Below are 14,453 nucleotides of genomic sequence, written 5' to 3'. Positions count from 1 at the left end.
CCTTATTGTGAGAAGATTGCGGCTTGGCGCAACGCGCTAATACGTGTTTTATAAAGATCTTTGTTACCATTTTTGTAAATTGCAGAGCCGGCGACAAATACGTTTGCGCCCGCTTTCGCAGCTATTCCGATTGTGTCAACTGTAATACCGCCATCAACCTCAAGATCAATAGGGTAATTAGTAATCATATTTTTTACGCGCTTGATTTTCTCTGCCATTTCTAAAATAAAATTCTGCCCACCAAAGCCGGGATTAACGGTCATGATAAGGATGAGGTCTAATTGATTTAGCAAATATTCCAGCACATGTTCCGGTGTACTCGGATTAATCGCAACCCCCGCTTTTTTCCCCATCGCTTTGATGATTTGCAGTGAGCGATGAACGTGAGGGCTTGCTTCTGCGTGTATAGTTATGATGTCTGAGCCAGCTTTCGCAAAAGCTTCAAGGTAAGGGTCTGTAGGCGCTATCATGAGATGAACATCGAACACTGCTTTGGTCAGCGGACGAAGTGCTTTAACGACATCGGGGCCGAAGGTGATATTAGGAACAAAGTGACCATCCATGATATCAAGATGGACCCAGTCTGCACCCGCATTAACAACATCTGATATTTCTTGGCCAAGTTTTGAAAAATCAGAAGCTAAAAGTGAAGGCGAAATAAGGTGGGAGCGGGGCATTAAGGTCTCCTGAGTTAGCTCTTTTTAGCACGTGATATTGCGTTATAAATACACATTTTCGCTTGTCATGTGATTTGATGTAGCAAAATGAGAATGTATAATAGAATAATTTACTGAAATCTTCCTCAAAATTTTGTAAGTAAAAAATATGTCAAGCCAACATGTTTAACACCTAAACTGCAATCAATCGTCACCGTTCCTCCGCAAAAATACTGAGATGCTATGATTCAATAGTGTAGGAGCTGTGCATATTGTGACGACAAATGGTGTCAAGGAGAAACGTGGGCTGACAATTTCAGCTTGCTGTTCTTTATTAGATAATCCCCCTACGCTTCTCGTCTGTTTGATGCTTCGTGACCCCCCAAATAGCTGTTTATGGAAAATGGAAATTTTTGCGTTAATAGCTTAGCGGGAAAACACCGTTTGTTAGCAGATATTTTTTCTGGACGTTGTGGTTCTGTACAAACTGAGTGCTTTAATGCGGTATAACAGGGTACTTTGAGGACCGGTGCACCTAGTTTATTGGGTGTTTTGGCCCCACTTGATTGTCGTTTGATATGTTGGCACGAACATGCAACTCATTATATTCTAATCGGCGAAGTTGTCGCAATAAATTGCAATCGGGAAGAAGATGCTTCGATGTATTTTAACCGCGGCTATCATGCTCTGTCTTTATGAGCACTTTTATTTTTGAAAATTTCCCTTTTTAGTACTTTTGGTCTTTTTAAAATTAAGCGTAAACACTACGTAATTTTTTCCAATTTTATCAAGGGTGATGTCGGAGTTTTCGCTTTTTGAACGGCCATAAATAAATTATGTCTGAAATTTGATTTTTGTTGAATAATGATCGCGCTATATAGACAAAAAAAGCGTTAATGCAACGGTCGCTATCTGGACGTGTGTAAGCGGCATTTTAAAATAGCTTTTTTAAAGGACAGATAAATAGAGTGCCTGTTTATATACGGTGATTTAGTGTGAAAAATACTGAAGAGGGGGGTATGAAATTTTGTGATTCAGTCTTTGGATATTTTAAAAATGATTTTATCTGACTGAGCGAGGGAGAAATTAGGACGAGTGTAGCCCCAATATTTTGCAAAAAAAGTATTTTACTTCAAAATGAGAAATTATTTTTGGGGACTAAGTTGGAAAGATCTGCGGCTTACATTTTAGGCGAAAGAATCCCCGGAAATATCGTGATTCAAGGTATAAGAGATTATAATATAATAAGCGATAAATGAGCTAAAAATTTCGGCAGTTAGTGAAATATATTCTGAATACTGTTATCAAAACGCATTTTACGCTTGTGTTGAGCAGTTTGGAACAATATATAGACCGCACATACCATATGTGGAGGTTTTATGGCATGAACAAAAAGGTTGATGGACAATATCGTCCTAGTGAAGACGAGCCTTTTATGAACGAGCGACAAAAGGCATATTTTCGTGCTAAATTAGTTTCTTGGAAAAATGATATATTACGGGAAGCGCGCGAAACTTTGGAAAATTTGCAGGAAGAGAATGCTAATCAACCCGATTTGACTGACCGAGCGTCTTGCGAAGCTGAACGCACGGTCGAATTACGTGCTCGTGATCGTCAGAGAAAGCTTATTTCAAAAATAGACGCTGCCTTAGAGCGTATTAATGACGGTACTTACGGATTCTGCGAAGAAACTGGTGAACCTATTGGTATAAAGCGTCTTGAAGCTCGACCAATTGCGGTTTTGTCGCTGGAAGCACAAGAACGCCACGAGCGAAAGGAAAAAGTCTATCGGGATGATTAAAAATAAACTACTCGGGTTTGAAGCGGGATATTTTATTTTTATGGGCGGGATAAATAAGAATAATTCTTTCCGCCCTTTAATTTTAGCTGTGATTTCTGAAATTTCTAAATAGATAAATAAGGGGGGAAGACGTTATCTCATATGGCTTGATTGCATTCGCGAAGAAAAATATATTCTTCCTGAGAGCAAAATTTGGATTGTTTTTTACCATTGATGTTGGCGGTGTACCTCTTCATGGTTATCGGCTGCGTTTTTGTGCGGTGTGTGTTCTGATGATATTGATTTTACAGCAATGTTTGTTTATCCGGCAACGAGCAATGAGCTTTTCTACGTCATCGTAGCGCGTCGGAATAAAGCGGGATTATAGCCAACGGAGATTTTATTGCGTATGGTAGTCAAACAAAGCGGATGTCTTTTTGGGGCGTTGCGGGGTGCTTTTTTGATTTAAGTGGCGCAAAAACACATTAGTGATGAGAAAATTATTGCAATCACATTTATGAAAAATCAAGGTTCGTTATTATATTACGGCGGGTATTTCTATTTAGTGTGGCGTCCAGATATTCATGTTATTTTTCCTATTTGATGGCCAAGTTATTATTATTTGGGCTTTATAAGTTTGTAAATAATGTAAGAGAGTCGGTTAAATATAAGGCATCGGCTTCGTAGTATTGGGTAATTTCTACTGGGGCAGATGAGGTCATGGAGAAGTCGTTGTAAATACTTCATAATAACAATTAGAGAAATAAGCTGTAATGCAAATATGACCATAACCGAGATGGGTAAAGATGTGTATAAATTTAAGTGGTATTGAGAAATCATTCTCCAGCTCTAACCGCTTGGGAGCTGCGATATGGTGCGTTATTTTTGTGATAACTTTTTTGTTCATTATCGGTTTTTTAGGCGTTTTTCATCCGCAGAGCTATTTTTACAAGATCGCTTTGGTATTTTTTTTAGTTTTGGCAATTGTGGGTGTTATCGTACTGTGTCTGATGGGGGCGGGTATTTTAAGATATGACGCTACGCGGTTGTGTAGGGACTTAGATTTTAGTATCTTTAACGAGATGGATGACGTCATTATAGTATCTGATTTATCGGGATTTGTTTATTACTCTAATCAAAATTATCAAAAGATTTTTACGTACGAGCCCGAGGCTTCTTGTTATACAGTTATTGCTGATCTCCCGGGTGTTGGCGCACTTTTATATCGCCTAAAAGTAGCAGCGTTGAGCGGCCTTTCAGCTCAAGAAGAAGTCGAGGTGGATCGATCAATTTTTACCTATTCTGCACAAAAAAAATCTGCTTGGTATAACATATCTGTACAGCCAGTGAAAAAGCGGGAGAAAAGACTTTTATTTTGGCGTATCGCAGATATCTCGCACCTACGGAAGCGCCGCGAAGACCTTTTCTTGAATTTTCAGGAAGCTGTCAGTCACTTAGATCAAGCTCCTGTTGGATTTGTGTCTGTCAATGCACAAGGAGTAATTATCTATTCAAATGCGATTTTTGCCAAGTGGTTCTCAATAAATTTCGAGAATTTTACCGTTGACCGATATCATTTTGACCAATTATTGAGCAAGGCCGGAATTAATAGCACGTGGAGCGATATCCTTTTGCAAAGCGACAGGCACAAAAATTTAAATGGCTCTGTACCCTATGCATTTTCTTTGTATTTAAATTCAGGGATAGGTGAAAAAGAAGCCTTAAATTGCCTTATCTATTCCTCTCCTCTTCCAGACGAGAGTATTCTCTATCGCATTGTTATGACGCCACAGAAGATGCAAAAGGGTGAAAGTGATCATCAGTTTAAATTGCCCGATATATTAACGGAATATTTTAGTGCGAGTCCTTTTGCGATAGCAGTCGTGGATCAAAAAGGACAATTTGTTCATATAAATAGCCCTTTTTCGTTGTTGATGGGATGTATCAGCAAGACCGTTAGCCTTTATGATGTTATATCTCGTAGTGATCACGCATGGTTAGATCGTGCATTTCGGCAGGTCGCGGTGAATAAAAATTATTCCGCTCCGATAGAAACAGTGTTAAAAAATAACAAAGAACGTCATTTACGCCTCTATGTTACGCCCCTGATACAAAATTACGATGACACGTTACAAAATTTGCTGATTATATCTGCAGTAGAGACAACGGAACAAAAAACTCTCGAAGATGAAATAATTCAAAATCAGAAAATGCAGGCTGTTGGGCAATTAGCTGGCGGTATTGCTCATGATTTTAATAATGTTTTAACAGCAATTTTGATGTCATGTGACCTTCTATTAAATACACACCGTAGTTCTGATCCAGCACATGCTGATCTCATCAATATTAAAAATAACGCTAATCGTGCAGCTGCGCTCGTGCAACAATTATTAGCTTTTTCTAGAAAGCAAACGCTTCGACCTGAAAAAGTCGATTTTACAGAACTTTTATCAGATATCCGTAATCTTATTTTGCCCCTTTTAGGAAATAATATTCAGTTAAAGCTTATTCATGGGGGGTTAGATCTTTGGGATGTTGAAGTTGATCAAGCATCTTTCCAGCGTGTTATTATGAATTTAGTTATTAATGCACGTGACGCTATATCTGATAGAGGCACAGTAACGATTGCAACAAGCAATATTACAAAGCAGCAAAGTACTGAATTTAGTTATGTTGGCTTGGCGGTTGGCGAGTATGTACAATTAGCCATTTCAGACACAGGGACTGGCATATCTAGTGCTGTACAAGAAAAGATGTTTGAACCATTCTTTACGACAAAAAAAGTTGGAAAGGGAACAGGGCTGGGTTTATCAATGGTTTACGGCATTGTTAAACAGACGGGGGGATACATTTATTGCGACAGTAGAGAAGGGGAAGGAACAGCGTTTCATATTTTTCTGCCTCGTTATGTTTGTGATACAAGGGATAAAGCGTTTCAACAAATCGAAAAAATTGTAGAACAGGAGAGAAATACGGATTTGACAGGTTCTGCAACTATTTTATTGGTTGAAGACGAAGACGCGGTCAGAGTAGGTGGGGTAAAAGCTCTTAAAATGAGAGGGTACACTGTTTTAGAGGCAGCAAGCGGGGTAGAAGCGCTTGCTATACTTGAAGAAAAAAAAGGCGCTATTGATGTCATTGTCTCTGATGTGGTTATGCCAGAAATGGATGGGCCGACTTTACTTAAGGAATCGCGCAAAAATTATCCTGACATCAAATTTATCTTTGTTTCTGGGTACGCTAAGGACGCTTTTGCTAAAAATCTTCCTGAAGACGCTGTTTTCGGATTTTTATCTAAGCCATTTACGCTTAAGCAATTAACTCTAGAAGTCAAAGAAACGTTGGCGCGATAAAGAGAAAGAAGCCGCAGGTTCAAGGAGTGTTGAAAAGCAGTAAATTGGGGTGCTTTTGGGGAATATTCACGATAAGGCGTGGATAAAATTAGGTGCGACGTGGTATTTTAGAATGCTAAGAAAGGAAAAATAAATTTTTTATGTTTAGCAACAAGGAGATTGAGTTCTCTGTTTTATTTACCTAGCTTTTTTTACGGGGCGTCATTTTTGTTAATGCGAGCTAGTGTTTCAGAATGAGAAAGTAAGTTCAATGAAAAGGTGTGGCGCGCGCGGCCAATTTAAAAGGATAAAAGTTGCTGTTGGAAATCTACAGTGTTATTATTTCCTTCAATAAATGTCTTTAGAGCTTCTGGATAAAGTTTATGTTCGGCTCTGAGGACTCTCTGTGCTAAACTATCAGGAGTATCATGGGGGTGCACTGGGACAGCAGCTTGAGCGAGAATTTTTCCTGAATCTACTTTTTCCGCGACGAGATGAACGGTACAACCTGTGATTTTGACTCCTTCTTGTAAGGCTCTTTCATGAGTATTGAGGCCTTTGAATAAAGGCAAAAGAGAAGGATGAATATTGAGAATCCGCCCTTCATAAAGTTTTATAAAATGGGGTGAGATAAGTCGCATATAGCCAGCGAAACAGATAAGGTCTGGTTGATATTGGGCTAAAATAGTAAGAATAGATTCTTCGTATGCTTCTTTAGTTGAATATTGTTTATGATCGACAATATGGACAGGCAAATTATTGTTTCGCGCTTTTTCAATACCGGCAGCATGAGGATTATCACAAATAACCGAGACGATTTTAGCGGGATAATCGGGTTGTTTGCTTGCTTCGGCGAGCGAGACCATGTTGGATCCGTTGCCCGAAATAAAGATAGTTATTTTTTTTTTCATAACTTAAGTTTACCTTTATAGACGACTTTTTTATCTTGGCATTTTGTTAAAACACCGAGAGCGGTAACAATTTCTCCTCGTGATTCGAGTTCTTGCGTAATGGCTTCAGCTGAATTTCGTGCTGTGATGACAATCATACCGATACCGCAATTGAAAGTTCGTAACATTTCTATTCCTCGGACTCCACCTTGTTTGGCGATCCACGAAAATACTGGTGGGACATTGATGGCGGAAAGATTAATTTCAGCACAGAGGGAAGGTGGGAGTACACGCGGGATATTCTCAGAAAAACCACCGCCCGTGATATGAGCAAGAGCTTTGATCCCTTTGTAATGTTGTATGATCGGCAATAGCGATTTTATATAAATACGAGTTGGTATGAGAAGCGCTTCACCAAGATTCATTTTGGAATCGAAGGGGGCGGGGTGATTCCATTTTAAATCACTTTGTTTAACAATTTGTCTGACAAGAGAAAAACCATTAGAATGAGTTCCAGATGAGTTAAGACCTAAAATAATGTCGCCTTCTATTAGGTCTTTTGAAGGTAACAACGCGTTGCGTTCGGCAGCTCCTACAGCAAAGCCTGCCAAATCATAGTCTCCTTTTGCGTACATTCCAGGCATTTCCGCAGTTTCTCCTCCAATGAGGGCCATACCTGCTTGCCGACACCCTTCTGCAATGCCAGAAATAATTGCAGCTCCTTGTTCAACATTCAGCTTCCCGGTTGCAAAATAATCCAGGAAAAATAAAGGCTCAGCACCTTGTACAATTAAATCATTGGCGCACATAGCCACGAGGTCAATACCGACGGTGTTGTGGATACCTACTTCAATGGCAATTTTTAATTTTGTCCCTACGCCGTCATTAGCTGCCACGAGGATAGGATCTGTAAAACCCGCTGCTTTTAAATCAAATAGACCACCAAAGCCTCCAATTTCTGTATCAGCCCCAGTCCTCTTAGTTGAGCGTATACAAGGCCTAATTTTCTCTACCATGGCATTGCCCATGTCAATATCAACACCGGCTTTTGCGTAGGTAAGCGTGCTACTATGTTTATCGCTTATTGGCTTTTGATTGCTCATCGGAGCTTTCCTTGTAGAAAATCATGTGTCGATGTTACGCAATGCCATGATAAAGCCATCTCTGCAAGAGATATTGATTATTTAGTACTCAGGAAATAAATGATTGTACGCTTGACCTTAGCGGAAGAAGTTGCATAATCTTTCGTGAAAGGTTTGTTTTGGGATATTTATGAATAAGATATCGGGTGATCATGATAATTTCGCTGCGCAGCTGACGAAAATGAAAAAGAAAATCAGGGAGAACGGGGCGCGGGGCCGTTATACGACTTACGTGCCAGCCTATACTCAGGTGCCGCTGCCGAACAGTTTGAGCAAGCAGGTCTTTTTTTGGCTAGGTGCGCTGGTTTTTTTCGTCGTTTTTATGTTTATTTTTGGATCAATTTTGCTTCCTTTCGTAGCAGGGATTGTGCTGGCTTACTTTCTCAATCCCATTGTTGAATTGCTTGAAAAAATCGGTATTAGTCGTGTTTTTGGTACGGTCCTGATTACTTTGTCCATTATTATTATTTTTGTGGCTGCTTTAATCATTTTAATCCCCGTTATCAGTTGGCAAATACAGCAATTTATGAGTAATGGTTTGCCTGTTTACGTTGAGCGCATTCAAGCTTTTTTTGTTGATTATAATTTTGATTGGGTAAGGCGCTATTTTGGCAGTGATCCAAACGAATTACAGAGAAGCGTTAAAGCGTTTTTAGGAGAAGGATCGAACTTAATTACATCTCTTTTAAATTCGCTTTTGAGATCAGGAAAATCTATCGTTAATATCATCAGCCTATCTGTAGTAGCGCCCGTGGTGACGTTTTATATGTTGCTTGATTGGCCTTATATGGTTGAAGCGGTTGATTCATGGATACCAAGAGATCATTTGCAAACCGTTCGTAGTATTTTTCACGAAATGGACCGAGCTGTTGCCGGTTTTATTCGCGGGCAAGGGACGGTTTGTTTGATATTGGGGGGATATTATGCTGCCGGTCTAACTATAGCAGGGCTTAATTTTGGTCTTCTGATCGGCATGTTTATTGGTCTTATTAGCTTTATTCCTTATATCGGTACAATGATCGGCCTGGTATTATCCGTTGGTGTCGCGTGGGTTCAGTTTTATCCAAATGATTGGATATGGATTGTTATTATTATAGCTGTCTTCTTTATAGGGCAATTCGTCGAAGGTTATATCCTTCAACCAAAACTTGTTGGTGTATCGGTGGGGCTTCACCCAGTGTGGTTGATGTTCGCACTTTTTGCTTTTGGTTCTTTATTTGGTTTCACAGGTATGCTCATTGCTGTTCCTGCGGCCGCTGCTATCGGCGTTTTGGTTCGCTTCGCCCTTCATACTTATCTTAATTCCCAGATGTATTCGCCGAGTGGGAAGACGGAGCCTATAGAATGACTAAGCGTGAAAAACAATTACCGCTAGATTTTTTTCACGAATCGGTTTTCCAATTTGATGATTTGGTGATTACGGATAGTAATCGTACAGCTTTTCAATTAATTGATCATTGGCCGAATTGGGTTTTGCCTGTTGCAGTTTTAGTCGGAACAAAAGGATCCGGGAAAACGCATTTTTCTAGTGTATGGATGCAAAAAGCTAACGCTTTAAGCATTCATCGTGATGAAATTGATCGGGCTATTACCGAGGCTTCCGCAGGCAGATCGCTTTTAATCGAGGATATTGATGCAGCCGAAATTAATGAAATTGGGCTTTTTCACTTAATTAATAGTGTTAAACAAGCAAGTCTCGACACAGATCAAGCCACTTTATTGATAACTGCGCGCACATTACCATCTACATGGAAGTTGAAATTGAATGACTTAAAAAGTCGTTTAAATTCAGTTATGCTGGTTATAATTGATCAGCCAGATGATGCATTATTAACGGCTATCGCTTTTAAACTTTTTTCTGATCGGCAAATTGCTGTTAACCCAGATATTGTCCGCTATCTTGTGAGTCATTGTGAGCGTTCTGTATTTTCGTTAGGTCGTGTTATTGACTCTGCTGATCGGTTGGCGCTCCAAAGGAAGAGCAAGATAACCCGTTCTGTCATTGGTGAAGCTATCAATGCTAAAATTTCATAAATATGATTCCTCTAGTGCCCAAAATGATTCGAGAAAGCGTTGGTGTTCACTGTCATTTTGGCGTGTAAAGAAGGGCATAGTTTTGGTTTCTCAGTTTCGGTAACAACGCTCATTGGATGGGGGCGTGTCGTTGTGTATCACCCATTTTGTGCTCGTTGATTACATCTTCGAAGGATAGTTAGTTTTTTAATGAACGACGCCAAGATGCTCTGTCAGCGATTATAGTGTATTCCAAATTAAGATTAAAAGAGGGGGAATAGAACCTTTTTTAGTTTAGGAAAAAGTTAGGCTATTTAAGTATCTAAGACGCCTTTTTAGATTGTGTATTTGTGCATTATTAAGGGGACAAATATTTTTTGAATAAGAGCTATTTGGGTGGAGCATGAGTAAAGTTTTTTTCAAAGATTTTTTGCAGTAAGATTAACTGTTACGTAAGTAAAAATGGTGCTTATGAAAACTAGTATTATTTCAAAATTTTGTTGTAGTTTGGCCGTTTTTGCTCTTAGCATTATATTATGTCAGTGTTGTTAAGCGGTTAAGTATTTTTAAAATAGTTTTATTAAGAGTGCGCAAGTGGGTAGAAAGGGTTTTGGAAAAGTTCCCATTCATAGAGAAATGGAACAAAATTAAAAAAAAATGTGTTTTGCTCTTGCACTTCTGTCGTGAAAATTTTAGGGAAGGTGCGTGAAGTGAGTATAAATAGCGGAGCGTAGCGCAGCCTGGTAGCGCACCTGATTTGGGATCAGGGGGTCGTAGGTTCGAATCCTATCGCTCCGACCACTTTGATGAAGCATAATAAGCTGATTGGGTCGGTATACGTTAAAAGTATTATTTAAGCGCTTTGCGTGGTCTGAAGGAAGAAAGCTGTGGTCGCACGTATTTATAGTCCAGCTAAAACATCAATGCAGTCAGGTAAGGCAAATACCGGATTTTGGGTTCTGCAATATGAACCGGCGCGGGCAAAAATGCTTGAACCTCTTATGGGATATACAGCGACATTTGATATGAATAGTCAAATAAAGATTCGGTTTCAGACGAGGGAGGAAGCGGTTGCTTTTGCTGTTAAAAATGCTATTCCTTATCGTGTAGAGGAGTCGCATGAAATTTCTCGGCGTGCTGTTTCTTATTCTGATAATTTCCGCAGTGATCGGCAGCAATCTTGGACGCATTAAAGGGTGCTGCTGCTTGCACTCAAGAAAAAATTGTCAACTGGTCCCGTAGCTCAGTTGGATAGAGCAACGGCCTTCTAAGCCGTGGGTCACAGGTTCGAATCCTGTCGGGATCGCCAAAATACAGTAAATTAATAATTATTTAAGAATAGACAATCTTCACTTTTATGTTACTTCACACTTTTTCTTCTCTTTTCCTCGTTACTGTTTTATTTTTTATTAACTATGTTCGCGGACTATTTTGATAGAGAATGGTGCTTCTCTGTTTTTGGTTCAGCTTAAAGCTCTAAGATGTAATATCGTCAGTTTCACGATTTTTGTTTTTGCCTAGTTTATTCTTCAAGCCACTTGTTATGTTTGAGGGAATACTTTCTGGCTATTTTTTAGCAACAACATAAAGCATAAATTCTAAATTTTTATGTTATTTAGTCTTGACTTTACACAAAATACATAATGAGTTATATATTTCACTGTGCGAGATGTATAGCATCCGTTATGTATTTTTATACTGTTAAGGTGCCCATTTTATTTTTTTATGGGGGAGAAAGTTTAAAATAATATGATTCAAAGGTTTAAAAATTGTGTCAGTTTATATGTTATCATGGTCGCTGCCCTTTTTTCACAAAGTGCGGGTTTCAGTGCAGAGCCTGAGGCCGGAGTGCCGGCGGCCTGTGATGAAGAAGCAGCCCTTTATACATGTAGTGATGGTAAAACGCACATACTCGTAGATAAATCTTATCAGTTAGAAAAATTTTTGTCTCCTCCTTCTAGTTTTTCTTCTCATATTCCTCAAAATTGGAGCTACGGTAATCCTCCGCGAGTTATAGTCCTGAGAGTGGCGAATCAAAATACGGTAATTAAAGCGGCAAATATAAAGGTTATTGGCAATCCAAGTCTTCAAGGAAATTACGGTGTTCATGTAGAAAAGGCAGGAAAGATCATTCTGAACGATTCGACCTTTGAAAATGTGGAGATAGGTCTCAATGTTTCTAAAGGAATAGCTGAGATGAGGGGCGGAGTGATTAAAGCAGCGACGGGTGTCATGGCGGCAGATCAAGGAGCTTTTGTCACTTTAACTGATACACAAATCGAGGCAAATGATTTTGGAACGGGTCTTGTTTCCGTAGCGGATTCAACCATTAAGGTGACAGGGGGAGCGATCAGCGCAGTAGACAGCGGCGTCCTCTACTTAAGCAGAAGGGGAAATATCGCTTTGGATAAAGTTTCTATTACCTCCACGCGGTCGCCAAAAGAATATGAAGGACTCAGACCTTCTCATGTAGTTTTCTATCTTTTAGGGGGGGGGCGTGTTATTTTCAAAAATGGAACTACTGACATTATAGATGACGACGGCATGTGGCTTCAAAAGGTTAAAGGTTATCCTTGGAAGAACGAGGTTAATGTCGAAAATTCGGTTATCAGTGTAAAAGGTAAGGGGCGCTATGGCATTTTATTTCTAGAGGAAAGTGAGAAAAAGGATCAGGTTCAGGAAGATACAACAGCAGAAGAAATAAGGGCGGAAACAGGGGTTGTTCGTTTGAAAAAAACGACTTTTGCGGTTCCAAAAAGCACAGCTATTTACGCTAAAAGCGCTGACGGCCGCGTCTATTTATCAGAAGATACAAAACTTTCTGGTGATATATTGTTGGAAGTAGGTGATTACTATTCTGCGCTAGTTCTGTCTGATTCTTCTACACTCAGAGGGGGAGTCCATACTGCGAGCACAGCTAAGGCTATCATCGAATTGACGAACGATTCGCTGTGGACTTTAACACAAAGCAAATACAGGGATATGCACATCAGGAGGCGTGGTTGCCAAGGTTCTTCTTCTTGTATTACATCGTTAAATCTTTCTGATAGTTCTATTACTTTTGAACAGCCGGAATCCGGGGAATACCAAACGTTCATCATCGGGGAGGGGGCGGGTGCTGCTTATACTGCGCGGGGCAATGCTCGCCTTCATCTCAATGCTGGTGATTCGCGTGGTGCTCAACGAAGCGATCGGATTTCAATACACGGCGATATTTCCGGGACTACTAAGGTTTATGTGCAATCTGTTTCGGAAAATTTCGGGGAGATGGCGGAAGGTGGCGAAAATAGTCAAGGTATCTCGATGATTCAGATTTGGGGGGCAGCAACGCAAGATTCTTTTAAATTAGGTTATGGTTACGCCGCACTGCACGGCCTGCCTTATCAATATCAGCTTAATGCTTATGGCCCTAATTCTCCTCTTGGACCCGCCACAAGTCAAAGATTTATGAAAACTAATGGAACCGGACCAACCGATCCAGATTTTTGGGATTTCCGCCTCGAACACAAATATATGGAGCTATCTTCTTCTGGAGCAAAGATTAAGGCCGTTGTGCCCCAAGTTTCAAATTATCTTCTTTTACCGAACGCTTTGTTTCACAGTGGTTTGATGGATATCAATACTCAAAATAAACAATTAGAAACCACGCGAGCCAATTTTGACAAGTTTACAGGTGAAGGGAAGGCCTTTTTTGCGCTGAGTTACGGAGGGCGTCACCGCTATGATTCAAATTTATCAAAATTTGAGTATGGGTATGGAGCTGATGTTGATTATAATGCCGTAGAAGCGGGTCTTTCGCTGAAAGCGGTAGAGAATGAATATGGCGCCGTATCTGTCGGGGTTATTGGAACTTATGGCAAGCTCTCTCTCCAGCCTCAGCATGTCGAAAATAGTCAAAAAAGTTCGTTTGAAAAATGGTTAGTTTCTGCTTATGCTGGTGTGCGGCGTAGTGCAGGTTTTTATATAGATGGGCTTTTATCTTACGGCTTATTTAAGGGTGATGTCTCTACTGTTGTGCGAGGTAAAACGGCAAGCTTAAAGGGAAAACCCTTAAGTATTTCGTTAATGGGTGGTAAGGCTTTTACGACGCGATATGAAGGTCTTGTTTTTGATCCGCAGGTTCAGCTTATTTACCAGAATCTTTCATTTGATAAGGCACGTGATATCGATGAATTTGATATTGATATGGGGAATCTCGATCAGTGGACGGTGCGTGTCGGTGGGCGTTTAAGCAAGACGTTTGTTGCAATTGAAAATAAGCCTTCTGTTTCTTTATATGGCAAATTGCATCTTTCCAGAAGCTTGAAAGATGAACAGTTTGTGCGTTTTGGGGATGCCTTCCAGTTAGGCGCCTTTGGCTCTTTGTTAGAGACGGGACTAGGCGTCCAGGTCATATTACCTCAAAAAATTACACTTCGTGGCGACGTGCTTTATAAGCAAAAACTCACTGAAGCTGGATTTTCTGGGATTAGTTTATCCGGTGGTTTACGTTATCGCTTTTGAGCGGTATTTTGATTAACACCTTATAAGGTCACAAATTACATATTGTGGCCTTAGTGTTTTTTATATAAACGTGACGTGTTTATATATCACAGGCGGGGAGTCTCTATATAGTATTTTTGATGATGAGTAGTAAGTAC

The 14,453-nt window shown here is 39.9% G+C and carries 9 protein-coding genes, 2 tRNA genes and 1 pseudogene; 9 read left to right on the top strand and 3 right to left on the bottom strand.

Annotation, left to right across the window (positions count from 1 at the left end):
• Window positions 1-2: 2 nt before the first annotated feature.
• A complete protein-coding gene (gene rpe, locus BANH1_RS03795) occupies window positions 3-677 on the bottom strand; it encodes a ribulose-phosphate 3-epimerase (protein ID WP_015398097.1) in 675 nt (224 codons plus the stop codon).
• A 222-nt stretch (window positions 678-899) separates the two neighbouring features.
• On the opposite strand from rpe, the pseudogene BANH1_RS07205 reads away from it, so the two are divergent.
• The 3 genes and pseudogenes from BANH1_RS07205 (at window position 900) to BANH1_RS03785 (ending at window position 5,789) form a co-directional block, all read left to right on the top strand.
• Window positions 900-1,355: pseudogene (locus BANH1_RS07205) on the top strand (flavin reductase).
• 685 nt (window positions 1,356-2,040) lie between these two features.
• The gene (dksA, locus tag BANH1_RS03790; RefSeq protein WP_015398096.1) at window positions 2,041-2,457 is read left to right on the top strand and encodes an RNA polymerase-binding protein DksA; all 417 of its coding nucleotides are present in this window, start codon (window positions 2,041-2,043) and stop codon (window positions 2,455-2,457) included.
• A 785-nt stretch (window positions 2,458-3,242) separates the two neighbouring features.
• Window positions 3,243-5,789 carry a response regulator gene (locus BANH1_RS03785; protein WP_015398095.1) on the top strand — a complete coding sequence of 849 codons (2,547 nt, stop codon included), beginning with the start codon at window positions 3,243-3,245 and terminating at the stop codon, window positions 5,787-5,789.
• A 278-nt stretch (window positions 5,790-6,067) separates the two neighbouring features.
• Here BANH1_RS03785 and purN read toward each other — a convergent pair whose 3' ends face one another.
• Together purN and purM are read right to left on the bottom strand one after the other, a co-directional pair.
• Entirely contained in the window at window positions 6,068-6,679 is a 612-nt protein-coding gene (purN, locus tag BANH1_RS03780) for a phosphoribosylglycinamide formyltransferase (RefSeq protein ID WP_015398094.1), read from the bottom strand.
• Window positions 6,676-7,761 carry a phosphoribosylformylglycinamidine cyclo-ligase gene (purM, locus tag BANH1_RS03775; RefSeq protein WP_015398093.1) on the bottom strand — a complete coding sequence of 362 codons (1,086 nt, stop codon included), beginning with the start codon at window positions 7,759-7,761 and terminating at the stop codon, window positions 6,676-6,678. Before purM ends, purN begins: the two co-directional genes overlap by 4 nt.
• Before the next feature lie 169 nt (window positions 7,762-7,930).
• Here purM and BANH1_RS03770 point away from each other — a divergent pair, with 169 nt between their 5' ends.
• The 6 genes from BANH1_RS03770 (at window position 7,931) to BANH1_RS03745 (ending at window position 14,316) form a co-directional block, all read left to right on the top strand.
• Window positions 7,931-9,148: an AI-2E family transporter gene (locus tag BANH1_RS03770; RefSeq protein WP_015398092.1), complete on the top strand. Its 1,218-nt coding sequence runs from the start codon at window positions 7,931-7,933 to the stop codon at window positions 9,146-9,148.
• Window positions 9,145-9,834: a DnaA regulatory inactivator HdaA gene (gene hdaA / locus BANH1_RS03765; RefSeq protein ID WP_015398091.1), complete on the top strand. Its 690-nt coding sequence runs from the start codon at window positions 9,145-9,147 to the stop codon at window positions 9,832-9,834. Before BANH1_RS03770 ends, hdaA begins: the two co-directional genes overlap by 4 nt.
• A gap of 703 nt (window positions 9,835-10,537) precedes the next feature.
• A tRNA-Pro gene (locus BANH1_RS03760) sits at window positions 10,538-10,614 on the top strand.
• Window positions 10,615-10,700: 86 nt separating this feature from the next.
• Window positions 10,701-11,006, top strand: a complete 306-nt coding sequence (locus BANH1_RS03755) for an ETC complex I subunit (protein WP_015398090.1) — start codon at window positions 10,701-10,703, stop codon at window positions 11,004-11,006.
• A 39-nt stretch (window positions 11,007-11,045) separates the two neighbouring features.
• Window positions 11,046-11,122, top strand: a tRNA-Arg gene (locus tag BANH1_RS03750).
• 440 nt (window positions 11,123-11,562) lie between these two features.
• Complete coding sequence (locus tag BANH1_RS03745) at window positions 11,563-14,316, top strand: autotransporter outer membrane beta-barrel domain-containing protein (protein ID WP_015398089.1); 2,754 nt, start codon at window positions 11,563-11,565, stop codon at window positions 14,314-14,316.
• Window positions 14,317-14,453: the final 137 nt, after the last annotated feature.

The sequence above is a fragment of the Bartonella australis AUST/NH1 genome, from assembly GCF_000341355.1.
Lineage (GTDB): Bacteria > Pseudomonadota > Alphaproteobacteria > Rhizobiales > Rhizobiaceae > Bartonella > Bartonella australis.
Note: the sequence above shows the minus strand (reverse complement) of the source record. Positions and strands in the feature narration are given on the sequence as shown.

Bases quoted from the DNA above. Each gene is read 5' to 3' on its own strand.
- rpe (WP_015398097.1), bottom strand. From the start codon at position 677: ATGCCCCGCTCCCACCTTATTTCGCCTTCACTTTTAGCTTCTGATTTT.
- dksA (WP_015398096.1), top strand. From the start codon at position 2,041: ATGAACAAAAAGGTTGATGGACAATATCGTCCTAGTGAAGACGAGCCT.
- BANH1_RS03785 (WP_015398095.1), top strand. From the start codon at position 3,243: ATGTGTATAAATTTAAGTGGTATTGAGAAATCATTCTCCAGCTCTAAC.
- purN (WP_015398094.1), bottom strand. From the start codon at position 6,679: ATGAAAAAAAAAATAACTATCTTTATTTCGGGCAACGGATCCAACATG.
- purM (WP_015398093.1), bottom strand. From the start codon at position 7,761: ATGAGCAATCAAAAGCCAATAAGCGATAAACATAGTAGCACGCTTACC.
- BANH1_RS03770 (WP_015398092.1), top strand. From the start codon at position 7,931: ATGAATAAGATATCGGGTGATCATGATAATTTCGCTGCGCAGCTGACG.
- hdaA (WP_015398091.1), top strand. From the start codon at position 9,145: ATGACTAAGCGTGAAAAACAATTACCGCTAGATTTTTTTCACGAATCG.
- BANH1_RS03745 (WP_015398089.1), top strand. From the start codon at position 11,563: ATGATTCAAAGGTTTAAAAATTGTGTCAGTTTATATGTTATCATGGTC.